Source organism: Mycobacterium nebraskense, assembly GCF_002102255.1.
Taxonomy (GTDB): Bacteria; Actinomycetota; Actinomycetes; order Mycobacteriales; family Mycobacteriaceae; genus Mycobacterium; species Mycobacterium nebraskense.
Window position 1 is genome coordinate 74,158 of sequence record NZ_LQPH01000076.1, and the last position, 25,150, is coordinate 99,307.

The 25,150-nt window shown below is 66.5% G+C and carries 23 protein-coding genes; 9 read left to right on the plus strand and 14 right to left on the minus strand.

The genetic code is table 11. From position 1 onward, the window contains the following. Positions 1-5 precede the first annotated feature (5 nt). From AWC17_RS08395 to AWC17_RS08405, 3 genes are all read right to left on the minus strand, one after another. Positions 6-632 (minus strand): cutinase family protein, encoded by a 627-nt coding sequence (locus AWC17_RS08395; RefSeq protein ID WP_046183638.1) that lies wholly within the window; start codon positions 630-632, stop codon positions 6-8. Between the two features lie 97 nt (positions 633-729). Continuing rightward, positions 730-1,206, minus strand: coding sequence for a hypothetical protein (locus tag AWC17_RS08400; protein ID WP_046183624.1), 477 nt, complete (start codon positions 1,204-1,206; stop codon positions 730-732). Between the two features lie 44 nt (positions 1,207-1,250). Further along, entirely contained in the window at positions 1,251-1,922 is a 672-nt protein-coding gene (locus AWC17_RS08405) for a TetR/AcrR family transcriptional regulator (RefSeq protein WP_046183623.1), read from the minus strand. A gap of 155 nt (positions 1,923-2,077) precedes the next feature. Between AWC17_RS08405 and AWC17_RS08410 the strand changes: the two genes are divergently transcribed. After that, positions 2,078-3,844, plus strand: a complete 1,767-nt coding sequence (locus AWC17_RS08410; RefSeq protein ID WP_046183637.1) for an N-acyl-D-amino-acid deacylase family protein — start codon at positions 2,078-2,080, stop codon at positions 3,842-3,844. Between the two features lie 42 nt (positions 3,845-3,886). Here AWC17_RS08410 and AWC17_RS08415 read toward each other — a convergent pair whose 3' ends face one another. Then, entirely contained in the window at positions 3,887-4,450 is a 564-nt protein-coding gene (locus tag AWC17_RS08415) for a TetR/AcrR family transcriptional regulator (RefSeq protein WP_208618368.1), read from the minus strand. Between the two features lie 191 nt (positions 4,451-4,641). On the opposite strand from AWC17_RS08415, the gene AWC17_RS08420 reads away from it, so the two are divergent. The 3 genes from AWC17_RS08420 to AWC17_RS08430 all read left to right on the plus strand — a co-directional run bounded on the left by AWC17_RS08420 (position 4,642) and on the right by AWC17_RS08430 (position 7,870). Continuing rightward, positions 4,642-5,202: an SAM-dependent methyltransferase gene (locus AWC17_RS08420; RefSeq protein WP_047323046.1), complete on the plus strand. Its 561-nt coding sequence runs from the start codon at positions 4,642-4,644 to the stop codon at positions 5,200-5,202. Positions 5,203-5,304: 102 nt separating this feature from the next. Next, positions 5,305-6,147 carry an enoyl-CoA hydratase-related protein gene (locus AWC17_RS08425; protein WP_046184371.1) on the plus strand — a complete coding sequence of 281 codons (843 nt, stop codon included), beginning with the start codon at positions 5,305-5,307 and terminating at the stop codon, positions 6,145-6,147. 367 nt (positions 6,148-6,514) lie between these two features. Further along, positions 6,515-7,870, plus strand: a complete 1,356-nt coding sequence (locus tag AWC17_RS08430) for a PPE domain-containing protein (RefSeq protein ID WP_046184359.1) — start codon at positions 6,515-6,517, stop codon at positions 7,868-7,870. Here AWC17_RS08430 and AWC17_RS08435 read toward each other — a convergent pair. The 8 genes from AWC17_RS08435 to AWC17_RS08470 form a co-directional block, all read right to left on the minus strand. Continuing rightward, positions 7,867-9,582 (minus strand): FAD-binding protein, encoded by a 1,716-nt coding sequence (locus AWC17_RS08435; RefSeq protein WP_046184360.1) that lies wholly within the window; start codon positions 9,580-9,582, stop codon positions 7,867-7,869. The two genes, AWC17_RS08430 and AWC17_RS08435, sit on opposite strands and share 4 nt — an antisense overlap. Next, positions 9,579-10,928, minus strand: a complete 1,350-nt coding sequence (locus AWC17_RS08440; protein WP_082123042.1) for an aromatic ring-hydroxylating oxygenase subunit alpha — start codon at positions 10,926-10,928, stop codon at positions 9,579-9,581. Before AWC17_RS08440 ends, AWC17_RS08435 begins: the two co-directional genes overlap by 4 nt. 76 nt (positions 10,929-11,004) lie before the next feature. After that, entirely contained in the window at positions 11,005-12,540 is a 1,536-nt protein-coding gene (locus tag AWC17_RS08445; RefSeq protein WP_046184362.1) for an acyl-CoA synthetase, read from the minus strand. A gap of 18 nt (positions 12,541-12,558) precedes the next feature. Continuing rightward, positions 12,559-13,431: an enoyl-CoA hydratase/isomerase family protein gene (locus tag AWC17_RS08450; protein WP_046184363.1), complete on the minus strand. Its 873-nt coding sequence runs from the start codon at positions 13,429-13,431 to the stop codon at positions 12,559-12,561. Positions 13,432-13,451: 20 nt separating this feature from the next. Next, complete coding sequence (locus tag AWC17_RS08455) at positions 13,452-13,688, minus strand: biotin/lipoyl-containing protein (RefSeq protein ID WP_046184364.1); 237 nt, start codon at positions 13,686-13,688, stop codon at positions 13,452-13,454. Further along, entirely contained in the window at positions 13,681-14,691 is a 1,011-nt protein-coding gene (locus tag AWC17_RS08460) for an alpha-ketoacid dehydrogenase subunit beta (RefSeq protein ID WP_046184372.1), read from the minus strand. The genes AWC17_RS08455 and AWC17_RS08460 overlap by 8 nt, the downstream gene beginning before the upstream one ends. A gap of 17 nt (positions 14,692-14,708) precedes the next feature. Next, a complete protein-coding gene (locus AWC17_RS08465) occupies positions 14,709-15,698 on the minus strand; it encodes a thiamine pyrophosphate-dependent dehydrogenase E1 component subunit alpha (RefSeq protein WP_046184365.1) in 990 nt (329 codons plus the stop codon). 5 nt (positions 15,699-15,703) lie between these two features. Beyond that, positions 15,704-16,567, minus strand: coding sequence for a mycofactocin-coupled SDR family oxidoreductase (locus AWC17_RS08470; protein ID WP_046184366.1), 864 nt, complete (start codon positions 16,565-16,567; stop codon positions 15,704-15,706). Positions 16,568-16,844: 277 nt separating this feature from the next. Between AWC17_RS08470 and AWC17_RS08475 the strand changes: the two genes are divergently transcribed. From AWC17_RS08475 to AWC17_RS08485, 3 genes are all read left to right on the plus strand, one after another. Beyond that, positions 16,845-18,077 (plus strand): CaiB/BaiF CoA transferase family protein, encoded by a 1,233-nt coding sequence (locus AWC17_RS08475; RefSeq protein WP_085164505.1) that lies wholly within the window; start codon positions 16,845-16,847, stop codon positions 18,075-18,077. 117 nt (positions 18,078-18,194) lie between these two features. Next, a complete protein-coding gene (locus tag AWC17_RS08480; protein ID WP_046184368.1) occupies positions 18,195-19,559 on the plus strand; it encodes a wax ester/triacylglycerol synthase domain-containing protein in 1,365 nt (454 codons plus the stop codon). Between the two features lie 243 nt (positions 19,560-19,802). Further along, positions 19,803-20,090 carry an ANTAR domain-containing protein gene (locus AWC17_RS08485; RefSeq protein WP_046184369.1) on the plus strand — a complete coding sequence of 96 codons (288 nt, stop codon included), beginning with the start codon at positions 19,803-19,805 and terminating at the stop codon, positions 20,088-20,090. 172 nt (positions 20,091-20,262) lie between these two features. Here the strand turns inward: AWC17_RS08485 and AWC17_RS08490 are convergent, their stop codons facing one another. Continuing rightward, complete coding sequence (locus AWC17_RS08490) at positions 20,263-21,009, minus strand: IclR family transcriptional regulator (protein ID WP_047323050.1); 747 nt, start codon at positions 21,007-21,009, stop codon at positions 20,263-20,265. Between the two features lie 67 nt (positions 21,010-21,076). Between AWC17_RS08490 and AWC17_RS08495 the strand changes: the two genes are divergently transcribed. Beyond that, positions 21,077-22,417, plus strand: coding sequence for an FAD-binding oxidoreductase (locus AWC17_RS08495; protein ID WP_046182859.1), 1,341 nt, complete (start codon positions 21,077-21,079; stop codon positions 22,415-22,417). Further along, positions 22,417-23,226, plus strand: coding sequence for a DAPG hydrolase family protein (locus tag AWC17_RS08500; RefSeq protein WP_046182858.1), 810 nt, complete (start codon positions 22,417-22,419; stop codon positions 23,224-23,226). Before AWC17_RS08495 ends, AWC17_RS08500 begins: the two co-directional genes overlap by 1 nt. 22 nt (positions 23,227-23,248) lie before the next feature. Here AWC17_RS08500 and AWC17_RS08505 read toward each other — a convergent pair whose 3' ends face one another. Further along, positions 23,249-25,039 carry a DUF4407 domain-containing protein gene (locus AWC17_RS08505; RefSeq protein ID WP_046182864.1) on the minus strand — a complete coding sequence of 597 codons (1,791 nt, stop codon included), beginning with the start codon at positions 25,037-25,039 and terminating at the stop codon, positions 23,249-23,251. Positions 25,040-25,150: the final 111 nt, after the last annotated feature.

Below are 25,150 nucleotides of genomic sequence, written 5' to 3' on the forward strand. Positions count from 1 at the left end.
CTGGCCTACAGGCGGCCGGCGGCGAAATCGGCGGCCTGGTCGACCATGCCCGCTTCGACGTACTGCCGGTGCGCGGCAGGGTTTCCGGCGTCCGAACAGACCGGGTCGCCGGGCACGCACAACTCGATGGTCTTGGCCGCATACGGTGCGCCGATCGTCACGGGCGGCTCGTTGAGGATGTTCATGAACTGGCCCGATGGCTTTCCGAAGAGCGCGACCGCGGCCACGTGGTTGGAGACCTCGGCCGGCATCGGCTGCAGTGCCTGGATCAGGTGCACCCCGTCCGGCACCGCGCTTTCGGTGACGAAACCCATCACGGCTGCGCCCTGGGAGTAGCCGCCCAGCACCATCCTGGTTCTGGGGCAGGAGACCGCCATGTGTTGGACGTGCGTGCCGGCGTCGCTGATGCCATCCACGGCCCGGGGGAAGTCCGTGGTCGCGGGGTAGTCGACGGGATACACGCTCAGGGATTTGCCGCCGACGTGCGAGCGCAGGCTGTCGACGAAACTCTGGCCGATACGGCCGACGCCCGGCGGCTCGTTGGTACCGCGGGCGAACACCACCTCGACATCCGGGCATGGCGCGGCGGCCGCGATCGGAGCGACCGGGAGTGCCCAAAAGGGAGCCAGCACAGCACAAATCAGACTGCCGACGGTATGCGCCTTCACATCGTGATTTTGTCACAGGGTGACAAAGTGCGCGCGTCGTGCGGTTGCGGCCGAGGCCGGGTTAACGCGGTGCGTCCGCATCGGGGGCGCGGGGTTGCCGGTGCCTGAACGAACTGGTCGCACGCAGCACGCCGCGAAACGCATAGGCGGCGGTCACGACGGTCAGGATGATCAGCAGGACGAACATCGGCAGCCAGTTGCCCCTGCTGTGGTCGATCTCCCACCAGATGATGGTGAACAACACCACACAGGCCAGGAGGACGACGTCCCGCCAGTTCCCCTGATAAGACAACGCCGCCTTGCGCAGCGCCCGGCTCCGGTCCGCGGTGTCGATCAGGTCGTCGATGCGGGCATCGATGGTGCGTTGCAGTTCGGCGCGCCTCGTACCGGCCTCGGGTGGTAGCCGGTCCAGCAAGTCCATGTCCTGTTTGATCAACCCCCGATAATCCGGGCCGCGGAATTGCCCGGCGGCGACGCCGAGCATCGCGCCACCGAAAACCGGCGCACTATTGAGCGCGATCTGTCCGAGGCCCGTCATGCCCGCTCCTTAGGGTCGTCGTCAACGTCGCTCGATGACGGGGGTCAGGATGCCTTGGAAGGGCGCCGCCGCGTGCGCGGCGGTTCGGGGCTTTGCAGCGCGCCCATCGCGCGCATCATCTGTGGATAGGCGATCGCCGGTCCAAGCCAGCGCGTGAGGTAGCGCCGCAGATCTGCACCGGTGCGCGGCGGACGCCCCGGGTCGGCGAGGAACGAATGCAGCACCCGCAGGCTGAATTCGTTCAATTCGTCGAGACCGGCTTCATCGAAACCGTAATTCTCCCAATCGATGTCGTAGCGATGCAGCATCGACCGCCCGAAGGCCAGGGCGGTGTCCGAGACGATCGAGACCTTCTGGCCGCCGCGGCGGCGTTGACTGAGCACGAATTCGACCTGGTTGTCCGAGGCCAGCTCTTCGATGGCGAATGCCATCCCTTCGGTCATCGCGACGACCGGGTCGGTAACACCCTCGAGGTGGGCCGCCATCCGATCCAGGAAGCCGTCAGCCGACCGCATCGCCGATGCCACCAACAGCGCCTGCGTCCCGGGGAAGTATCGATAAACGGTCTGGCGGGTGACCCCGAGCGCGCGCGCCACGTCGGCGATCCGCATCGCCGAGCCGCGTTCGTCAATGATCTTGTCGGCGGCATCCAGGATGCGCTCGATCGCCTCCTCGTCGGAGGCGGGCGTGTTCCCTGCCCATCCGTGACTGCGCATTTAACCGGCGGCAAACCCGTAGTCGGTGATCCCCACAGCTGGATCATAGCGGCTGTGGGTGGGCGATCGTTGCTGGTTAACATGGCCGGACACTTCGGTCAGTATGTATGATCACTGCGGATCGTGAGCGTCCGGCGCGGCAGAAAGGCCGAACATTGCAGTACGACACCGTGATCATGAACGGGCGCTGGTTCGACGGAACGGGTGCGCCGTCGGCGCGCAGAAACATCGGTGTGCGCGACGGCCGCGTGGCCACCATCGCCCCGGAACCGCTCGACACAGCGGGGGCCGACGTCATCGACGCGACGGGACAGTGGGTGATCCCCGGCATCATCGACATCCACACCCATTACGATGTCGAAATCCTCTGTGAGCCGCAGCTTTCCGAATCGCTGCGGCACGGTGTGACGACGGTCATGCTCGGATCGTGTTCGTTGTCCACGGTTTATCTGGACAACGTGGACGCGGGCGACATCTTCGGCCGGGTCGAGGCAATTCCCCGGCGCTATGTCATCGAGCACCTGGACGCGGCCCGGTCGTGGAGCAATCCCGCGGAGTATGTCGCCGAACTCGACCGGCGGAACCTGGGTCCCAACGTCGCGGCTTTCATGGGCCATTCCGACATGCGCGCCGCGACGATGGGCCTGGACCGCGCAACTCGCAAGGACGTCCGACCGTCGGCGGCGGAACTGGCGCGGATGGAGTCGATGCTGAACGAGGCGCTCGACGAAGGTTTCCTCGGGATGTCGTCGCAACAACTGCTGTTCGACAAACTCGACGGCGAGGTCTGCCGGTCGCGCACCCTGCCCTCCACTTACGCGAAGTCCCGCGAACTGCGCCGGTTGAACGCTATCTTGCGCCGCCGCAACAAGATCCTGCAGTCGGGACCCGACATCAAGAATCCGCTGTCGGTGGTGTCGCAGTTGGCGACGTCGCTGGGGTTCGGGCGCCCCCGGTTGAAGACCAGCCTGCTCTCGGCGGCCGACATCAAGGCCATCCCGCCGGTGATCCACCTCATGGACTCCCTTGCCCGGGTCGTGAATGCCCTCGGCGGCGACTTCCGGTGGCAGCATCTGCCGGTACCGTTCGAGGTGTACGCCGACGGGATCTCGCTGGTGGTGTTCGAGGAGTTCGGCGCCGGTGCCGCGGCGTTGCACCTGCAGGGTGAGGTCGAGCGCAATCAGCTCATGCGTGACGAGGACTATCGCCGCTGGTTCCGCGAGGACTACGACAAGAAGTTCGGGCCACGGGTGTGGCACCGCGATTTCTTCGACGCCGAGATCGTGGCCTGCCCCAATCCATCGGTGGTGGGCAAGAACTTCGGGCAGGTGGGGCTGGACCGCGGCGGCCTGCATCCGGTCGACGCATTTCTCGACTTGGTGGTGGAGCACGGCGAAAAGCTGCGCTGGCGCACCACGATCTCCAATCATCGGCCCCAGGTGCTCAAGAAGCTGGCGCAAAGCGAAACCGTCCAGATGGGTTTCTCGGACGCCGGCGCGCACCTGCGCAACATGGCCTTCTACAACTCCGGACTTCGTCTGCTGCGGCACGTGCACGAGGCGGAGAAGCACGGCACCCCGTTCATGTCGGTCGAGCGTGCGGTGCACCGGCTCACCGGCGAGCTCGGATCGTGGTACGGAATCGACGCCGGCACCCTGCGCGAAGGGGACCGCGCCGACGTCGTCGTGATCAACCCGGACAAGCTCGACGCCTCGCTGGATCGTTATGCCGAGCACCCGGTGGAGTCCTACGGCGGGTTGTCCCGGATGGTGAATCGCAACGACGACACCGTCAGCGCCGTGCTCGTGGCGGGACAGTTCGCGTTCGGTGCGGGCGAGGCCGCACCGACGCTGGGCAAGCAGAAGTTCGGCCGGTTCCTGCGGGCGGGTGAGGAGTGCAGGAGCTTGACGCCGGTGGCGTGACCTGCGGCCGCGGGCCCGCCTAATCCGTTGCGCCACCACCGGTTACGCGACGGAGGCACCCAGGATGAGGTTGACGGCCTCGTCGAGTTGTCCCGCGATCTCGTCGAAGCTGACGAACCGGGCAGTCATCAGGGCGCCGGAGAAGGTCATCTGCAGGGTGGATTTCACGGCGCGCGGCCAGCCCGGACCCAGGGCGGCGCCGATGCGGGTGGCGACCTCCTGGCCGATCTGCTCCCGAATTGGCATGACCGCCGGGTCGTCGGCCATCAGGGCCGCGCCGCAGGCGGCGGTCAGCTCGGGCTCGTCGGCGACCACGACGGCCATGTCTCGCAGCGTGGCGCTGACCCGCGTCTTGGTCGTGTCGTTGACGTCGGTATGCAGCGGCAGCTCGCGGAGGAAGCGCAGGTACACCGCCGCCACCAGTGCGCTTTTTGACGGAAAGTAGGTGTAGGCGCTGGCCGGCGATACTCCGGCGCGTGCCGCCACCGAGCGCATCGTCAGGTTGGCGTAGGACGACTCGCGCAGCTCTCCCAGCCCGGCATCGAGGACTTTGCGGATCGTTTGTCCCGGCCGGCGATCCGACCGGCGAGCCGCATCTTTAGACACCCGTCCAGTGTAGGAAGGCGACGTGGGCACGAACAACTTCCTTCCGGGTCTCGCGTGTCGGCCGATCTGCGCCCGTTCCAGTTGTTTTGCGTTCGCGACGAAGGGTGACCCCGTCTCCACCGCCAGCGATTTACAGACAGCTGTCTAGAACAATCGCCTGTGCATCCGAAGTTGGTCCTAGAGTGGCGGCTATGGCCGAGGCGGACCGGCAGCGCTGGGACGAGCGGTACGCGACGAAGGCACCGCCCACGGTGGACGCGGTGGGCCCGCCCGAATTCCTGGCGCCCCATGCGGAGCTACTCCCCACTGCGGGAAGGGCTCTCGATCTCGCGTGCGGACCCGGGCTCACAGCGGTGTGGCTCGCGATGCGCGGGCTTCGGGTGGAGGGATTGGACGTCTCGCCGGTGGCGGTCGCCCAGGCGCGCGGCCTGGCGCGGCGGGCCGGGGTGAGCGATCGGTGCCACTTCGAGGTCGTCGACTTGGATGACGGGCTGCCCGGCGGGCCGTCCGCGGATGTCATCGTTTGCCATAGATTCCGGGACCGTCGCCTCGACCGCGCGATGATCGAACGCCTGGCACCCGGGGGCCTGCTGGCGATAGCCGTGCTGAGTGAAGTCGGGGCCGCGCCGGGGCCGTTTCGTGCGGTCGCCGGTGAGCTACCCGCGGCGTTCGCCGAACTCGACCTGGTAGCCGCCGATGAAGGCGAGGGTGTCGCCTGGCTGTTGGCGCGAGCAAGGCACGAAGGCCTCTGAGTAACAAGCGTTTTCGGCGTGACGGAGTACGGCCCATCGGAATGGCGATTGGGCGGTGCGAATCTGGCTTCCGGCACCGCGGTGTCGGGTAATGTCACGCGCATGGAGCGGCGCGTCCTCGAAGCGGTCATTTACGAGCGCGAACCGCCGATTGCCCGGATCATCCTGAACAGGGTCGACAAGGCCAACACCAAGGATGCGGTCCTGGTTACCGAAGTCGATGAATGCCTGCACGAAGCCGACCGTGACAAGGAAATCAAGGTCGTCATCCTCAAGGCCAACGGAAAAGGATTCTGCGGCGGACACGTGGCTCGCTGGGGACCCGACGAAAATCCGTATCCGGACTTCGGCGAGACGTTCGAGGACCTGTACAAGGGCACCGCCGACCTGTTCCTGTGGCCGACGTTGTATCTGTGGGAATTCCCGAAGCCGACCATTTCCGCGATTCACGGCTATTGCATGGGCGGCGGGATCTACCTCGGCCTGTTGACCGACTTCTGCGTGGCTTCCGAGGACGCGTATTTCCAAATGCCGCTTGCCCAAAGCCTCGGCGAGCCGGGCGGGCACACCATGATCGAGCCGTGGTTGCTGATGAACTGGCATCGCACCATGGATTGGCTGCTGCTGGCCCCGACCCTCTCCGCGCAGCAAGCCCTCGACTGGGGCCTGCTCAACAAGGTGGTGCCGCGCGAAGACCTCGAGGGCGTCGTCGAGGAGATGGCGCGCAAGATCGCCCAAATCCCGTTGACCACGCTGATGGCGGTGAAGAACAACGTGAAGCGCGCCTGGGAGTTGATGGGCATGCGGGTGCACCTGCAAGTCAGCCACATCCTGACGAACATGGTCGGCGCGGCCTCCGACGTCCAGGCGCGGCGGGCCGAGCTGATCCAATCGGGCATGAAGCCGCGCGATTTCATCGGCCGCGACGAGACGCAAGCCCCTTAACACGACCGCAGCGCTGTTCGTGGTGGGCGAGTTTCCTGGCTGACCTGAGGCTTTGTCGTTTTTTGCGGCTGGTGAAGGCCCGGCAGGGAACGTGAAAATTGACGCATAACAGCCCCGGCCGGTGAATTAGGATTGCACGTGGTAGCGGCTGGCGCGCCACTGCACCGCCCGCATGGCCGGCACGACGAGAGGGGTGCTTGGTGGCTGCACCGTATCTGGCCGCTGGTGACCCGATCGATGCGCGTGCTGTCGGGCGAGACGTTAAGCAACTGCCTCGCGTACACGCCATTCGGGCATGTCGGCACTGCGCTCCCCAGGACGTGACTCACCGGCGAGGATCGCTTCAGCACAAGGAGAATGACCCGACATGACGCAGACGTTGAATGTGGAGTATGAGGAACTCCTGACGCGAGCTGCTGAACTTGAGCAACCGCTGCCGACCGTTCCGTCAGCCAACCCGCAAGGGCCGTGCAACCTTTCGTTCATCAGCGATACTGCCGCACGACTCGTGCTCACCGCTGACACGTTGCGGCTGTACCTCAAGGGGTGTGAACGGGAATGGAAGAGTCTGGCGAAATCCCTGAGGAATGCGGCCAAGGCCTATGAGGAGGTCGACACCGGAGCCGCGGAGGACATCGGCAACATTCTGAACAACGACTCTGCCACCGCGGGGGTGGCGGCACCCGCACTGGTCGCCGATGACGAGCCCTGGACGGCGCCCGAGCCGATGGCAGCGGCGCCGCCGTTCGAATACCCCTACTACGAAGTCAGACAGGCAGCGGAGGATATCGAATCCGGGGACCAGGGCACGTCGTTCAGGGCGTTCGCCCAGGAATGGAAAGCGTTTCAGCAGGCATTCCAGGAACAGGCCTATCGATTCCGGCTGTTCAGTCGCTGGGAGGGGGAGGCGACGGAGCAAGTCGAACGGAATTTCCAACAGCAAAAAGACTGGATATATAAGATGGCGAAATTGTGCGCCGACCTCGGCCAGCAGGCCGACAGGGTCGTTGACGTGCACAAAAAGGTCACCGCCACCACCGGCTACAACAATCAGCACGCCCTTGGCGGCGCGCATCCCACCACCTATGAAGTATCGCAATGCGATTATTGGTATCGGTATTACGTCGAAAATGGTTACCAGGAATACATCGCCTCAGCCATTGATTGGTATGAGAAACTTCAGGCGACTTCGGAATCGGCATTGAAGTATTACGTTCAGTACGCGAACATACCTCTGAAGCCGCTGAATCCGGACGCTCCGCCCAAGGCCACGGTCATCAAGCCGCCCGGTGAAACCCCGAAGCCGGACCCCAAGCCGAAGCCGGACTCGGGGGCGGCTCCGACGCCAATTCCCACCCCGACACCCGCGCAGCTCGGTCAGCTGGCGGGCAACATGTCGCAGGGCATGCAGGGCCTTTCGCAGGGCCTGCAGGGCGCCATGCAGGGCATTCAGGGCCTCACGCAGGGCATGGGCGGTGGCGCGATGCCCGCGCAGCTCGCCTCGGACACCTCGCCGGAGCCGCCGCCCGCTGACGAAGCGAAAAAGGACGACGAGGCCAAAGACAAAGAGGACGAAGAGAAAAAGGACGAAGAGAAAAAGACCGCCGAGGCAACGACACCTGCCGAAGGCGCGGCGGCGGGCGACCCGGGGTCGGGGAACGCCCCCACCGAGCCACCGGCTGCCGGCCAACCGGGGACGACGCCGTCAGGCGTGGTGCTCTAACTGAGGTCCTCGCGAACGCGGCTTCTCTCGCCGGCGACCCTCCGACCGGCGGCGTGCCGGGCGGCGACGTAACCGAACACCATCGTGTAGGCGATGCTTCCGCCGGCACCCAGATAATTTCGGCCCATCACCGTCGCCGTGATGTTGCCCGTCGCGTACAGCCCGTCGATCACGCAGTCGTCCTCGTCGAGGACCTGCGCGTGCTCGTTGGTGATCACCCCGCCGCACGTCCCGACGTCGGCCGGAACGACTTTGGTGGCGTAGTACGGTGACCGCTCGAGCGGGCCGAGCGCGGCGTTGGGGCGATACCCGGGATCACCGAGGCAGTCGTTGTAGGCCGACTGGCCGCGCCCGAAGTCCGGGTCGAGGCCCTTGACCGCAAACCCGTTGAAGCGCTTGATTGTCTGCTCCAGCGCGTCGGCCGGGACGCCCATCTGGCGCGCGAGGTCTGCGATGGTCTCGCCCCGGATGACCGCGCCCCGCGCGATGAGTTCTTCGGGGAGGCGACGTTTCCTGAACGGGTTGGCCCCCGAAACGTACCGGCTGATGTAGCCCTCGTCGAAGACCATCCAGCACGGCACCGCCTTGTTCGCGTACATCGCCTTGCCGACCTCGACGTACGAGTTGGACTCGTTGCAGAACCGCCGGCCGCTTCCGTCGACGTAGATGGCGCCGGGCCGCTGCCGGCCGCTGCCCAGCGCCTTCGCGGCGTCACCGCCGTCGGCGATGAAAACCGATGGCAGCCACCAGGCCTCGTCCATCAGGTCGGTCTTCGCGCCCAGCCGGATCGCCGTCTGCAACACCTCGCCGGTGTCGCCGGCGTTCGCGATCGACCAGCGCCCCTCGTTGGGCTGTTCCCCGCTGTAGCGGCGACGCATGTCCGCGTTGCGGCTGAAGCCGCCCGCCGCGAGCAGGACGCCCTTGCGGGCCTCGACGTTCAGCGCGGTGCCGTTACGGGACACGCGCGCGCCGACGACGCGGCCGTCCTCGATGATCAGGTCCTGGATCGCGGCGTCGGTCCAGATCGGCGGCTCACCGCGGAGGTCGATCAGCACTTTGAGCATCTGACCAATGAGTGATGCGCCGTTGGTGAGTATTTCCCGGCGGCGGAGCCTGGCCGCCCTGGTGCGCGCGAACACCCGAAGGGCCACGGCGAAGGCCCGCGGCGAGCGATTGAAGTACTGCACCGAACGCAGCTCGTTCGTCTTGAGGACGAACCCGCCGTAACTCTTGGCCATCGAGGGCTGGACCTTGTCGCTCCAGCTCCCCAGCGCCCCCGCGTCGTACGGGATGCACTCGATCGCCCGGCCGGCTTCGTTGCCGCCCTTGTGGTTCGGGTAGTAGTCGCTCCAGCCCGGGCACCGCACGAACCGAACGCCTTTGCGGGTCAGGAAGTTGATCATCTCGTAGCCCGCGGTGAGGAACTTCTCGCGCCGCGCCGGCGATGAGGCCGGGCCGATATCGCCGACGACGTCGTCGAAGTACGCCAGCCCGTCCTCGTGCGAGTCCGGGATGCCGGCGGTGCGCATCAGCGGGTTGTTCGGCAGCCACACCATGCCACCGGAAAGTCCGGTGGAACCGCCCACCAGGGGTTGCTTCTCGATCACCAGGGGTTCGATGCCGGAGTCGAGCGCCGCCAGCGCCGCGACCATGCCGCCCCCGCCGCTGCCCGCGATGACCAGATCGACGGAGCGGTCCCACCGGGCGGTCATCGTGCCCCCGCGCCGAAGCCCAGGTCGACGATGGGCACATCGATGGTGGTGTTTGTTTTCTGGATGGCGGGCAGCAGGGTGGTATACGGCAGACCGGCCAGGAACCCGTCGATGACGCGTTCGAAGTTCGAGATCAGTCCTTCGATCTGGTTGGACAACCGCATGAACTCAAAGCCCTTGGAGTGCAAGCCTTTCTGCTGTCGTGGCAGGTTGGAGAAATCCTGGGCGGGGATGGGCGGCCAGCGCGGGTCATCGGGTGCCATGGGTTCGGGTGGTGTGGGTTTGCCGGCTGACGCGTCCCCGGGAAATCGAGTGAGAGACCAGATCTCGAACAGCGTGTCCTCGGGCCCGAGCGGACGGATGCGGTACGACGACGCGCTGCTATAGGTCGGCAGAATGAAGTGGTGCGGGAACGCGAACCCGATCGCGTCGGTGATCCCGCGGCGGACCAGCTCGTTCAGGTCGGGCATGCCGCTGCCCCGGGCGCGATGCCAATTGACGACGGCATCGTTGAGGGCGCTGCGCCACGAGGCCAGCGCTGCGGCCGGGTCCGACGGTAGCTCGATGTTCTGCAGGCCCTCGGCGATGCGGATGTCGTTTTCGTGCGTCATGCCACCCATGCCGTCGCCGAGGGTGCGCATGAAATACAGGCTGCTCGCGACGACGGGATGTACAGCCGCGGAAGGTTCTCCGGTCTGCGCGGACGGCAGCAGCTGCGGATGGGTCTGAGGGACGTGGTAGCCCTCCATGAACGCCGCCGTCGCCAGTTTCCAATTCACCGGTAGCCGGCAGGATTGCCACCACTCCACGCGCAGTGATTCGACCTGCCACGCGTCGTAGATCGACGCAAACGGCTCCATCCAGTCGCGCAATGCCGGTGCGTCGTCGTCGAGGTTGATCCACGCGCAACCACCCCAGAGCTCACATCGCACCGAGACGAGTTGCAGGTCGTCGGCGGCCATGTTGCCTTCGGCGAACGCTTCCGGTCGCAGGACGAACGTGTTGCGCCCGTCGATGCCCCAGCACCATCCATGGAATGGGCACACGAAAGTGCGCCGATTCCCGTTGCCTTCCACCAGCTTCACGCCGCGATGACGGCACGCGTTGTGGTAGGCGCGCACGTTTTGGTTGTCGACCCGCACCACGATGATGGACTCGTCGAGGATTTCGTATTCGACGAAATCGCCCGGCTTGGGGATCTCCTCGAGCCGGCACGCCATCTGCCACACGCGTGGCCAGAACATCTCCGCTTCCAGCGCATAGAACTCCGGGTCGTAATAGCGCTGCTTGGGGATCCGATCGGCGGTCTGGACCGCCCACGGCACCGATAGCGGCGTCCAATTCACCCCTGCCTGGTGCGAGGTCCGCGCAGTGGATATCTCGTTGCCCATTCCTACAGCCATCTCGCCATCCCTCGTTCGTTCACACGATTCGCGAAGCTCGCCCCTGCCAGTAACGCTCGCGAATGCGTCTCTTGTACAGCTTTCCGTTCGGGTCCCGTGGCAATTCCTGGACGAATTCGACGGTGCGCGGGCACTTGTAGCCGGCCACATGTGCTCGGCAGTAGTCGATCAGCTCGGCCTCGAGATCCGGGCCCGGCGTGACGCCGTCAACCGGCTGTACAACGGCCTTGACCTCCTCGCCGAACTCGTCGTTGGGCACGCCGAAGACGGCCGCGTCGACGAGCTTGGGGTGCATGATCAGGAGGTTCTCGACTTCCTGGGGGTAGATGTTCACCCCGCCCGAAACGATCATGAACGTCGAACGGTCGGTGAGGTAGAGGTATCCGTCCTCGTCGACGTACCCCACGTCACCCAGGGTGCGCCACCCGCGGTCGTTGGACACCGACGCGGTCTTGGCGGGGTCCTTGAAGTATTCGAAGTCGGGTCCGCCCTCGAAGAACAGCTCGCCGGCTTGGCCCGCGGGAAGCTCGACGCCATCGTCTCCGATGACGTGCACCGGCGACATGGGTCTGCCCACCGAACCGGGATGGGCAAGCCATTCCTCCGGCCCGATCGTCGTACCCGCGAATCCCTCCGTGCCACCGTAGTATTCGTGGATGATGGGCCCGAACCACTTCATCATGTGGTGCTTGACGTCGACCGGGCACGGCGCGGCCGCGTGGATGACACACCGCAGGCTCGAGACGTCATACTTTTCCCGAACCGCCTTGGGCAGTTTGAGCATTCGCACGAACATGGTGGGCACGAACTGCGCGTGCGTCACGCGATGGGTCTCGATCAGCCGCAGCACAGTCTCGGCGTCGAACTTGCGCATCAGGATCGCCGCCGCCCCGACGCGGTTGACCGCCATGGTGTAGTTGACCCCGGCGGCGTGGTAGAGCGGTGCGGGGGAGAGGTACACGCTCGACCGGCTCATCCCGTACTTGTGCGTCAGCGCCAGCTCCAGGACGGCCTGAGCCCATGAGCCATTGCCGTCCGACGGAAGGGGCCGGCGGACGGCCTTGGGCCGCCCAGTAGTGCCCGACGAGTACAACATCTCCGACCCGTCCGACACCGGCGGCGCGTCACCGGCCGCCGCCAGCGCGTCCTCGTAAGCGTGCCAGCCCGGCAGGTGGCCCCCCACCGCGAGATGGAGGGTGACGGCCGCGTTGGCCTCGCGGACGTGCGCGGCGAGGTCGGGCATGGTGGCATCGACGAACACCACCCTCGCATCGGAGTCGGCGATGACGTAGGCGACCTCGTCCGGGGTGAAGTGGGTGTTGACCGCGGTGTAGTACAGGCCGGAAAGCTGGCAGGCCCAGGTGATTTCGAGGAACTCGGGCCGGTTCGGCAAGATCAGTGCCACGCCGTCGCCGGGGCGCAGCCCGGCGCCGTGCAGCACGGCGGCGACGCGCTGGCTGCGGGCATACAGCTCGGAGTGCGAGATCGTGTCGCCGCCCGCGACTATGAGGGCCGGCGCCTGTCCGGCCCTCGTGGCGTGGTCGGCGAGATTCACCGGTGAGCCCTGCGAAACCTAGGTGGCCGTCGCGCCGTCGGTTGACGCGGCCGCCGCGGCCTGGCGCCGCGCTTGCTCGGACGGCAACACTTTGTCCTGGAACACCGTCTGGATCAGCTCCTGGACGTCCTTGCTGATAGAGGCCAGGGCGACAAGGTCGTTCGAGCTCTGCCAGTGCACCCGCATGCCCATCAGCTCCCAGGCCCGCTTGAGGTTGGCCTTGGTCGCCAGCAGCGTCGTCAGCGGCGCCTGCGCGATGTGGCGGGCGATGGCCTCAGCACGCGCCTCCAGTTGGTCGCGCGGGACCACTTCGTTGACCAGGCCGACCTCCAGCGCCTTCTTGGCGTCGATGACCTCGGCGAGGTAGAGATAGTAGGCCGCGCGGCGCCAGTTCATGAAAACCCATGGCTCGATCGAACATTCACCCGACGGCATGCCGAAGCCCTGCAGCGGCGGGTAGGAGAAGTAGGCGTCCTCGGCGGCGATGACGATGTCGGTGGTCAGCCCGTAATGGGTGCCCCCGCCGACGCAATAGCCGTGCACGGCAGCGACCGTCGGCTTGGAGAACTCCCACAGGTTCAGGATCGGTTTGACGAACAGGTCGGTCTGCGCCTTCCACGGGGTGCCCAAGACCTTTCCAGCCTCGACGAACGCCGGGTAATCGACCGCGTTGTTGCCGATGGCGTGTCCCGAGCAGAAGCCCTTGCCGTTGGCCTTGAGGATCAGCACCTTGATGTCGTAGTCACGGTCGGCATCCAGCAGCGCGGCGTCGACCTCTTCGGCCAGCTTCTGGTCCTGGGCGTTGGCCTTCTCCGGCCAGTTGAGGGTGACACGGGCGATGGGCCCCTCTTTTTGGTAGATGATTCTCTCGCGAGTCTCGTTGAGATCCATACGTGCTCACCTTTCCTGGTTCATGAAGTGATGACGCCGATTTCGGCGCCGATGTCGTAGGTGGTCCCGATGTGCCCCGTCCATTGCACGGTTCCCGACGCTCCGGCCTCGATCTCTTGTTCCACCTTCTCGGTGGCGATCACGTAGATCGGTGTGCCCGCTTCCACGTGCTGGCCGGCGTCGACGAGAAGGCCGGTGAGCTCGGCTTCCGACACGGCCACCGAGACCCGCGGAATGCGAATGATGAAGTCAGCCATGGACTCCCGCCCCTGCCGGGGTCCTTCCAAAGGTCTTGAGCGCGGCCGCGACGATCCGCGCCGGGGAGGGATACACCTGCGCCTCGAGCGCCGCCGCGGCCGGGTTGGGGACGAATCGGGCGGCCACCCGTTCGACGGGTGCGGCCAGCTCGGCGAACAATTCCGAATGCAGGATGGCAGCGATCTCGGCTCCGGGACCGGCGAATTGGACCGCATCGTGGATGATGACGGCTCGGCGGGTACGGCGGGCGGAGTCGACGATGGTCTCGACGTCGAGTGGCACCAGCGTGCGCAGATCGACGACCTCGGCGCTCACGCCCTGTTCGTCCAGCGTGGCCGCGGCGGTGAGCGCGTCGTGCACGCAGCGTCCGTAGCTGATCAGGCTCACATCGGTGCCGGGACGCTTGATGTCGGCCTGGCCCAACGGGATCGAAAACCCGGGCTCGACGGGGACGGGGCCCTTCTTGCCCTGCAGCCGGATGGTTTCGATGAACAGGCAGGGGTCCTCGTCGAAGATCGCCGTCGTCAGGAGACCCTTGCCGTCCCGCGGGGTGGAGGGCACGATCACCTTCATGCCCGGGATGTGCATGAACCACGCCTCCAGGCTCTGCGAATGCGTGGCGCCGGTGGCCAGCCCGGCGTAGACCTGGGTGCGAATGGTGATCGGCGCCGTCGTGCGCCCGGCGGTCATGAACCTCAGCTTGGCCGCATTGTTGATCAGCTGGTCGGCGGCGATGCCGATGAAATCCATGATCATGATCTCGGCCACCGGTAGCAGGCCGTCGATCGCGGCTCCGATGGCCGCGCCGACGATCGCCGCCTCCGAGATCGGTGTGTCCAGAACGCGTTCGTGGCCGTACTTCGTCGACAGGCCCGCGGTGGGTCCGGACGCGCCGGGATCGGCTATGTCCTCACCGAGCAGGAACACCCTGTCGTCGGCCGCAAGGGCCTGGTCCAGCGCGAGGTTGAGGGCCTCGCGCATCGTCATCTCTCTGTCTTGCATGTCCTCGTCCTGCATGCTCACACCGGGAATTTGATCGGGGTCGCGTACACGTCCAGATCCAGCTCGTCGATCGACGCGAAATCCGCACCCATCACGGTTTGCAGCGCCGCTTCCACCGCCGCCAGCGCTTCATTGTCGATACGGTCGAGTTCGTCCCGATCGCAGATGCCCGCGTCGGCAAGGTGGCTGCGGAACCGGGGGACCGGGTCGGCTTCCATCGCCGCGGTCAGTTGGTCCTTGGGGATGTAGGCCATCCGATCACCGAAGTAATGGCCGCGGAAGCGGAACGTCACGCATTCGATGAAGGTGGGGCCATCGCCGGCGCGGGCCCGCCGCAGCGCGTCCTCGAGCGCCGATGTGACCGCCAGCGGGTCGTTTCCGTCGACCCGCACACCCGGCATGCCGTAGCCCGCCGCCCGGTCGGCGACGTGTTCGAGCTTCATCGTGTCGGCGGTCGGCGTCATTTCGGCGTAGAGGTTGTTCTGGCAGACGAAGACGATCGGCAGGTCCCAGAGCGCGGCCATGTTCGCGGCCTCGTGGAAGGACCCGGTGTTGGTGGCGCCGTCGCCGAAGCTGACCACCGTGACGCGATCGGAGCCTTTGCGTTTGGCGGCCATCGCCAGCCCAACCGCCACCGGCGGTCCGGCCCCCACGATCCCGGTCGAAAGCATCACGCCCTTACCGGGATTGGCGATGTGCATGGTGCCACCCTTGCCGCGGCTGGCGCCGACGACGCGGCCCATCATCTCGCCGTAGATCTCCTCGAGCGGGACGCCCTTGCCGATGAGGTCGTGCAGGCCGCGGTAGGTGGTCACCAACTGGTCGTCGGGCCGCAGCGCAACGCCCATCGCGGCGGCGATGGCCTCCTGGCCGCGGGAGGGCCAGTACACGCACATGAACTCGCCGGTGCCAATGCCTTTGGACAACCGATCGTCGGCCGCCTTCATCAGCACCATGAGTTCGTACAGGCGGCGCTCAACGCCGGTCGCGGAGTGACCGTCGCTCATCGGTATCACCCACCCGACCAGGGCTTGACCTTGAGGAACCCGCCGCCGTCCACACGGAGCTGCTGGCCGGTGATGTAGCGTGCCGCGTCGGAGGCGAGGAACAGCACCGCCTCGCTGATGTCCTCGGGTTCGACGTAGGGGATCGGCATCGCCTGCACGAGCGGGAAGACCGGTTCGGCATCCTCGCGGGTGGGCTCCTTCAGGTCCGGCCGGAATGCCCGATACATCGGCGGGCTGTGCAGCATGTCGGTGTTGACGTTGGTGGGGTGCACCGCGTTCATCCGGATGGAGAACCGGGCAAGCGCCAGGGCAAAGTCGTTGACGTAGTGTGCGGCAGCAAGTTTCGCGAAGGCATACCCGGCCCCGCCGGGGCCGCCGTCGATGCCCGTGGTGTTCATCGATGACATGAAGGCGGCGTTGGAGCCGATCACGATGATCGACGCGCCGGCTTGCAGATGCTTGAGGCTCGCGTGCACCAGGTTCAGCACGCCGACCAGGTCGACGTCCACGGCGTCGGCGAAGGCCTGCGGCGGCAGGCCTGCGGTGAGCGGGCAGATGCCCGCGTTGGCGACGACTACGTCGAGATGCCCCAACTCGGCAACGCCCTCATCGATCGCCGTGGACAGGGCCACGCGATCGCGCACGTCGGCAACCGCGGTGAACGCGCGCTGCCCCTCCTTCTCGACCAACCGGGCCGTCTCGTCGAGGTCCTCACGCCGGGCCAGGGGATATTCGTTGGTCTCGATGTCCGCGCACAGGTCCACGGCGATGATGTCCGCGCCTTCGGCGGCCAGCATCCGCGCATGCGAACGGCCCTGACCGCGCGCGGCGCCACTGATCACGGCGACCTTGCCCGTTACCCTGCCCATCGCCCGTCCTTCGTCGGTGTGTCTACATCGTGATCCACGTTGGGGCCCAGGAGGATTCGTTGGCACCGCCGGTGAACCGGGGATGCTCCGGACGGCCCCCCGTCTGCGCCGGGGTCCGACGCGCGGTCACCGGGTGTCGGAATCAGGCCGACGGTCGGATCCATCGCATCTCTTCCACGAAAAACTGCGCTGACCTGCAGCTGGGCTACCACTATGCCCTAGACTAGCTAGAATATCTAAAATAGCAAGGAATGGCGGTCGACCGAGGGAGTTGGCGATGTCTGGCGTGCGCGGTGGGGTCCTTCAAGGGGTGCGGGTGGTCGAATTGGCGTCGTGGACCTACGTGCCGTCGGCCGGTGCGGCGCTGTCGGACTGGGGCGCCGACGTGATCAAAGTGGAAGGCGTGGCCTCGGGTGATCCCGGGCGCGCGCTGGTCGTCGGCGGGTTCACCCGGCAGGCGGCCCGACCGGACGCCGACTTCATCCTCGAACTGGGCAACCGCGGCAAGCGCAGGATCGCCATCGACATCAAATCCGAAACCGGTCGCGAGCTGTTCGGCCGGCTGTTGGCCAGTGCCGATGTGTTCCTTACCAATTGGCTGCCGGGTGCGCTCGAGCGGGCCCGACTGACCGTGGGCGACATCCGCTCGTTCAACCCGAAAATCATCATCGCGCGCGGCACGGGGCTGGGGGTGCGGGGTCCGGATCGGAATCGGGGCGGGTTCGACGCGGCCACCTACCTCGCGCGGGGCGGCGTCGCCTACACGCTCACGCCGTTCGGCACCGAAACGCCCGCGGTGCAGGGTCCCGGGTTCGGTGATTTGCAGGGTGGGGCAACGCTCGCCGGGGGCGTATGTGCCGCGCTGTTTCATCGCGAACGCACGGGTGAACCGACGATTGTCGACTCCTCGCTGCTGGCCCAGGCGATGTGGGCGATAGCGCCGTCCATCTCGGCGGCCGATTTCTTCGATATCGACGGGATCCCGGGCGCACCACCCGGCTTGGCCATCAACCCGCTTGTCAACCGGTACAAGACCCGGGACGGCAGGTGGATCCAGTTGGTGTTTCTGCAACCGGACAAGTTCTGGGCCGGGTTCTGCGAACGCATGGGCCTGGCTGAGCTGGCCAGCGACGAGCGATTCGTGCCATCGAGCAACTTGATAGCCCATGCCTCCGCGGCCACCGAGATCCTGGCCAACGTGTTCGCCCGCCACGACCTCGCCCACTGGCAAAAGGCGCTCGAGGACGAACCCGGCGTGTGGGGCGCCCTGGCGACGCCGCGGGAGACCCTGAACGATCCGCAGGTCGAACCCAACGGATACGTGGTGACCAACGTCGACGACCATGGCGAAAAGTACCGGATCGTCGCCGCGCCCGTTCAGTTCGACGAAACCCCGCCGGCGCCCGCGCGTGCGCCGGAACACGGCCAGCACACGGAGGAGATCCTGCTGGAACTCGACGTCGATTGGGACCACATCGCCAGGGCCAAGGACCTCAAGGCGATTCTGTAGGGCGAAGCGTCGGCAGTCGACGAAAGGCGCCATCTGTGGGGACCAAAGTCATCGTCTGCCGACAACCCGGTGACGAGGGGCGCCCGCAGTCGTACGTTCTGTGCAAGGAGCACTGATATGACTGCATTCATGCGCGCCACCGACGCGTTCACCTGGGCGATGGAAAGTGACCCACGGCTGCGATCGACCGTGGTCACCGTCATACTCCTGGACCGATCCCCGGACTGGGGTGAAGTGCGGAAACGATTCGATTTGATCAGCCGCAAACTGCCCATGTTCAGGCAGCGGGTGGTGCAGTCACCTCCGCCGGCCCCACCGCGGTGGGAGAATTACCGGGATTTCGATCTGGATTACCACCTCCGGCGAGCGACCATTTCCGGCCCGGGAACCCTTGACGAGGTGCTCGAGCTGGCCCGATTGGCCGAGATGCAGGATTTCGATCGCGCCCGCGCGCTGTGGGAAACGACGTTCATCGACGGTTTGGACAACGGTGGCGCGGCCGTGATCTGCAAGTTCCACCACGCGCTCACCGATGGGGTGGGCGGAATCCAGATCGCGATGCACCTGTTCGACCTCTCCGAAGATCTTTATCCCCTCGAACCCATGCCACCCGAGCCAGAGGTCGCGGGGTCATCGACGCTGGGGGGCTACCGCGATGCCGTGCGCTACGAGACCGGCTTGCTCAACAGCGCGCTGACCGGCGCGGCCACCCGGGTGCCACGTTTGATGTACGACAGCGTTCGGCGGCCCGTCGCCACCATCCGGTCCGTGGCGACCACCGCGGCATCGGTCTACCGAACCGTCCGGCCGATAAGCCGCCCCGGGTCGTCGTTGGCAACGGAGCGCGGCCTGATCCGGCGTCTCGGGGTGCATCAGGTGCCGACGCGGCCGCTTCGGGAAGCGGCGCACCGCTGCGGTGGGGCGTTGAACGACGCCTTCGTCGCCGGGGTGGCGGGCGGACTACGGATCTACCACGAGAAGCACGGCGTTGCGGTGGGCGACTTGCACATCACGATGCCGATCAGCCTGCGGACCAAAGACGATGGCATGGGCGGGAACCGGATCACGCTGATGCGCTTCGACGTGCCCGTCGGCGAGGCCGACCCGGCAAAGCGAATCGCGGCGATAAGGCGGCGCACCGCGGAGGTACGCAACGAAAGATCGCTCCCGTACACGCAATTGATTGCCGGGCTTCTCAATCTGGCGCCCCGGTGGTACATCGGCTCGGTCCTGCGCCACGTGGATTTCTTGGCCAGCGACGTGCCGGGCGTTCCGGTTCCGGTCTTCCTCGGCGGCGCCGCGGTACGGGCACAATACGCTTTCGGCCCCACAATCGGTGCGGCAGTCAACGTCACGCTTCTCACGTACGTCGACACCTGCGCGCTCGGCTTGAACGTCGACACCGCCGCAATTCCCGACTACGACGTTTTCTACGACGCCATCGTCGGCGGCTTCGACGAATTACTTGCTTTGGCAACCTAATTCGAAGCCCGCTACTTCAGTGCCAACCGGGCGTGGTGCGGGAGTCGTTGGTTAGCAGCAGATCCCGAAACGGTCACAGGCAGGTATCAATGTCGGCCGTGGTCTGGCATAACGCGATCGATCGACAAATCATGGCACAGGACACCTTTGAGGTTTGTGGCCGCGATGATGCGTAGTGCAGGAATTCCTCGTCCGCTGCGCGAGTGGCGGAATCGTGACGGTGCCGCAGGAGGTATCCACAACATGACGACGAACTGGGTCCCCGCCCAGACTTCGTGTGGCCCGCATTCTGGTCGCATCCTCGACACCGCGCGGGGCATTCTCATCGGCCTTCGCCGGTGCCCGTCTGAAGCCGCCCTGGACGAATTGCACAGTGCGGCCTTGCGGCACAAGGTGCCGGTATTCGCGATGGCTTGGGCGCTGGTGCACCTGGCCGGCGATGGCGAGAAGACACCGAGCTTCACCGATGCGCAATCCGCGGCTCGACACGAATGGGGTCCGTTGTTCGAGTCCGCCGTAGTGCCCTGTTGAGCTGGGATCAAGACGTTGGGACGGCCGAGCTTTCGAGGGGTAACCCGGCCGTCTCCGACGCCAATCGCATCGACGCGTGTGCGCGTTCGGAGGGTCGGGCCACGCTCCGGTTGCAGTGGCCGCCTCGGTCCTGGCCCGAAATCGACTACGGGATCAACCTGATCCGCTGAGGCTAGCGCGCCCAGGCCGGCGATTCGGCCGCCGCCCGCAAAGCGGCGACGATGCGCTGTTCCTTCTCGAGGAAACGCTCCGTCGGCGCCGGCACCGAGATAGCGACCATGTTGTCGCCCACGGCGCGTCGTGCGATCGCGGCCGCCGAGATCCCCGGGGTGTGTTGGTCGCGATCGAAAGCGATTCCGGTGCGCCGGATCTCGGCGACCTCGGCGCGGAGCCGGTCGGCGGCCTTGGAACCCAAGCGTGAGATCGCCGCCTCGGCCTCGGCGTCCTCGAGGGCCGCCAGCGCCGCTTTGCCGTTGGCGGTCGACTCCAACGGGAACCGGACGCCGACAGCCGAGACGGCGCGCAGGCGATGCGACGACTCGATCTGGTCGACGAACCACATCCGCTGGCCCCGCAGTACCGAGAGGTCGACCGTCTCGCCCTCCGTCGCACGCGCCACCCGCTCGATCGTGGGCCGGAAGATCGCCGCGATGTGCGCCCCGTCGGAATTGCCGTATCCCAGCAAGCGGTCGCCCAGGGAAAAACGGCCCTGCGAATCGACACTGGCCAACCCCACCTCGACCAGGCCCACCAGCAGCCGGCGGGCCGTCGACTTGGCCAACCCGAGCCGCTCGCCGAGGTCGACCAGACGCAACCGCCCGGGCTCGGCGGCGATCTCGTCCAACGCGGCGGCGGCGCGGCGTAACACCTGGATGCCTTCGTCGCGAGCAGCTGGAAAATTCTCCCCCGAGGACGGCATTCCTCCACTATAGTGTTCCGCATCACGGATCACAAAGATCCGAACTGCGAATCAAGGGAGATCCCGGATGAGCGGGCTACCGGCCGGACGGCACCATTTCCGCGGCGATGACGGCTACGAGGCGGCCCGCTGTGGCACCGTGTGGCACCAGCGGGTGCCAGAGCGCTACCCCGAAGTGATCGTGCAGGCCGTCGACTCCGACGACATCGTCGACGGTATCCGCTACGCCAAGGCCCACGGGCTCAAAGTCAGCATCGTCTCGGGCGGACACAGCTTCGCGGCCAGCCACCTGCGTGACGGCTCCGTTCTGCTCGACGTCAGCCGCCTGGACCACGTCTCCATCGACGCCGAAAAGGGCCTCGCCCAAGTGGGTCCGGGCAAGGGTGGCAGTCTGCTCATGGCCGAGCTCGAGGCTCAGGACCTGTTCTTCCCCGGCGGTCACTGCAAAGGCGTGTGCCTCGGCGGCTACCTGCTGCAGGGCGGGTACGGCTGGAACAGCCGCATCTTCGGCCCGGCCTGCGAGAGCGTCGTCGGCCTCGACGTCGTCACCGCCGAGGGCGAACACATACACTGCGACGCCAGCAACAACGCCGACCTCTACTGGGCTGCCCGCGGTGCCGGGCCCGGCTTCTTCGCCGTGGTCACTTCGTTCTACCTCAAGCTTTATCCGCGCCCCGGGGCCTGTGGCACCAGCGTCTATGTCTATCCGTTCGACCTGGCCGACGAGGTCTTCACGTGGACCCGCGCGGTCGGCGCCGAAGTGGACCCTCGGGTCGAGCTGCAGGCCGTGGCCTCCCGCGGCGAACCGAACATGGGCATCGACACCCCCGTCATCTCCCTTGCGTCGCCCGCGTTCGCGGACTCCGATGAGGAGGCCGAACAGGCCTTGGCCCTGTTCGGGACCTGCCCGGTCGCCGATCGGGCGCTCGTCAAAATTCCTTACATGCCAACCGATTTGCCGACCTGGTATGACGTCGCGATGAGCCACTACCTGTCCGACCACCACTACGCGGTCGACAACATGTGGACGTCGGCGCCGGCCGAAGACCTGCTACCGGGCATCCGGACGATCCTGGACACGATGCCCCCGCACCCGGCGCACTTTCTGTGGCTGAACTGGGGCCCGTGCCCTCCCCGCCAAGACATGGCCTACAGCATCGAAGGCGACATTTACCTGGCCCTCTACGGTTCGTGGAAGGACCCAGCCGACGAGGCGAAGTACGCCGACTGGGCGCGGTCCAACATGGCCGCGATGTCCGAATTCGCCATCGGCATTCAGCTCGCCGACGAAAACCTCGGGCAGCGTCCGGCGCGCTTCGCCAGTGACGCCGCCATGGCCAAGCTCGACCGCGTGCGCGCCGAGTACGACCCCGACGGTTTGTTCAACAGCTGGATGGGACGGCTCTGATGGCCGGCGACCTTTATCTGGGCTACCGCGACGACGACGCGAAGACCCCGTTCGGCAAGTTCTTCACGCCCGAGATGGCCCCGCTGCCACGCCATGTCGTCGAGGCACTGGAACACGGGCCCCAGGGAGCCATGGCGCTGTTGGCGTTCGACGACGCCGCGCGTGTCGCCGACGACGGATACCAGCAGACCGAGAATGGCTACGGGGTTCTCGACGACGGCGGCTATCACGTGTCGGTACGCACCGACATGCCGGAAATCACCCCGGCGATGTGGTCGTGGTGGTTCGGCTGGCATGGCTGCGACAGCCGCCGTTACAAGCTGTGGCATCCGCGCGCCCACCTGTGCGCCGCCTGGAAAGACGGAGACGACGCGGGCCGTCGGGGCGCCCAGCGCTACATCGGCCGCTGGTCGTTGATCAGCGAGTACATCGGCTCGACGATGCTCAACGGCGCAATCCAATTCGTCGATCCGGCGAAGATGGGCTGCCCGCCCGACAGCGACGGCGCGGTGGCGATCTGCGCCCGGCTGGGATCCAGCGAGGCCCCGGTAGACGTCGGATGGTTCATCCACCACGTCCGGTCGACCCCGAACGGGGCCGAGATGCGGTCGCGCTTCTGGATGGGCGGACGGCACATCGAGGTGCGCAACGTCCCCGGCGTCGCATCGCGGGCGGTGCGCCCGATCGCCTCGCGGGTGCTGGGCAACGCGGAGACCGGCGCTCGCAATCTGCTGGTGCATTGCGCCCAGGAGATGAATCACCTGGCAGCCTTCCTACCGGAACTCCACCGAGCCTTCGGTCACGAATAGGCCAAATGGGCTTCTCGCCAATTTATTTCGCTGGCGGGAGTTGGCGCGGGCCTTCGGGCGGATCAAGCTCGGCGGGTCCGTCGCGCGTGGTCAGTTCACGCTCGTTGATCCGCTCTGCCGTCCCCGGCGACAACGCGTATCGGTCTGGGCTACCCACCTGTGGGTGAACAGAGCGGGCGCGATCGTCGCGTGCAGAGTCGATGAACGCTGTTGCAGCAGAGTGGGATTCGGTAGCATCGGAGTGGCGAGGGCGCCGCTCGCCGGTGTCGGAGCTTTCGGAGTCCATCGTGACTCTGTGGGTGCGCCTCAGCGCGAAGGTGATCTCCTCGACCTCTTCGAAGACCTGCCGCGCGGTGCGCAGCGGCGCAGTCGTGGTGTCGATCATCCGCGCCACGAACGGCGGCACCAGCGGGCGAATCCACCGCGCCGCGGCCTTGGTGGCGTCCGGAATCGACGGCATCAGCGATGTGCCTTGGTCTTCGTGCGGTACAACGTCGCGCTGGACGGGGGCCGGCAAGTTCTCCACCTCGGCGGTGCGCGCCGGGTCGGGCAGGCCGAGGACCGCGCGGCTGGCGGCCTCGGCTTCCGCGGCGATCGGCAGGTACACGTCATCATCGGCCGGCTCGAATGTGCGTTGCGCCGATGCCCGCACCGGGGGATCGATAGCCTGCACGGGGGGTTCGATAGCCTCGACGATTCGCCGGCGTTGCTGCTCGCGGTCGATTTCGGTCTGGGCCTCGATGGCAAGCCGGGCCTGGGTGAGTTGGTGCTCGGCCCACATGATTTCGGCCTCGCGGCGGACCTCGGCCCGCTTGATCGCGATCGCGGTATCGGCCTCGAGTTCCGCGCGTTCGCGCTCCGCGCGCGCCGCGGCATGGCGATCGTGGGTTGTTTCGCCGCGCCATCGTCGCAGGATCAGCGGCAGCAGATAGAGCAGCACGCAGAACGCGATCGTCAGCAGCCGCAACGTCAGCGCGCCGAAGTCGGCGGAGGTCAGGTCGTTCATCGCGACCCAGCGCGCGCCGAGGCCACGATCGGCGTTCGCGACCACGCCGTGGCGCGCCTCGTCGAGTGCTTGCTCCTCGCGGGAGATTTTGGCGTCCAACTCGGGCGCTTGGCGATCCCGGGCCGCCAGCGCACTGTCCAGTTCATGCTGGGCATCGGCGAGAAGCTCGTTCGCCGTTCGCGTTTCGGGCCCCGCACCGGGGTCGCCGGTGATTCGGGTCTGCGGGCAGGCGGGGGTGGGATGGTATTCGCAGCGCGCGACGACCAGGGCCTGATCCTGCTGCTGGCGGGCCTGGTCGACGGCGGCGTCGAGCGCGGTGCGCGCATCCCGGGTTTGTTGCAGGGACGCCGTCGCTTGCGCGACCGCTGGCGCGGAACCGGCGTCGCGCAGGGCACGTTCGTCGAGACGGTGGTCGATCGAGCCGGTAAGCAGGACGACTGCCGCCAGTTCGCCGACGACAACGCCGACCGCGGCCGCGACCACAGCGCGTCCTGCGACGCCGAACCGTCCTCGGTTGGGCCGGGAGGTGGTGGCGCGGGTGACCGCTCCGACCAGCAGGGCGAAGACGAGGGTCAGCAGGACGACGGAAAGGAGTGACCAGCGAGCCGACTCGCTGACCGCCAGGGTCGCGACGAGCCAGGCCAGCGCCGCCCCGAACAACACCACCGCCCCGGCCCCGGTTTCGGCGGCGTGCGTGGACCGCTCGTGGCGCTCACCCAGCTCGCGCCATTGCCCGCCGCCAAGCCAGGTGAGCAGGCCCGCGGGCGACAGGGCCGAACGCTTTTCGGTAACTTCCCGGGCGCACATCAAAAACACCTCCCAAGCCAACAAGCCTCCCAGGCGACTACCCGCCGAATCGAATCGAAGCCCCCCACCTGTGGCGTGCTTCACAATGCGCGGGCATCGCCGGCGATTCCA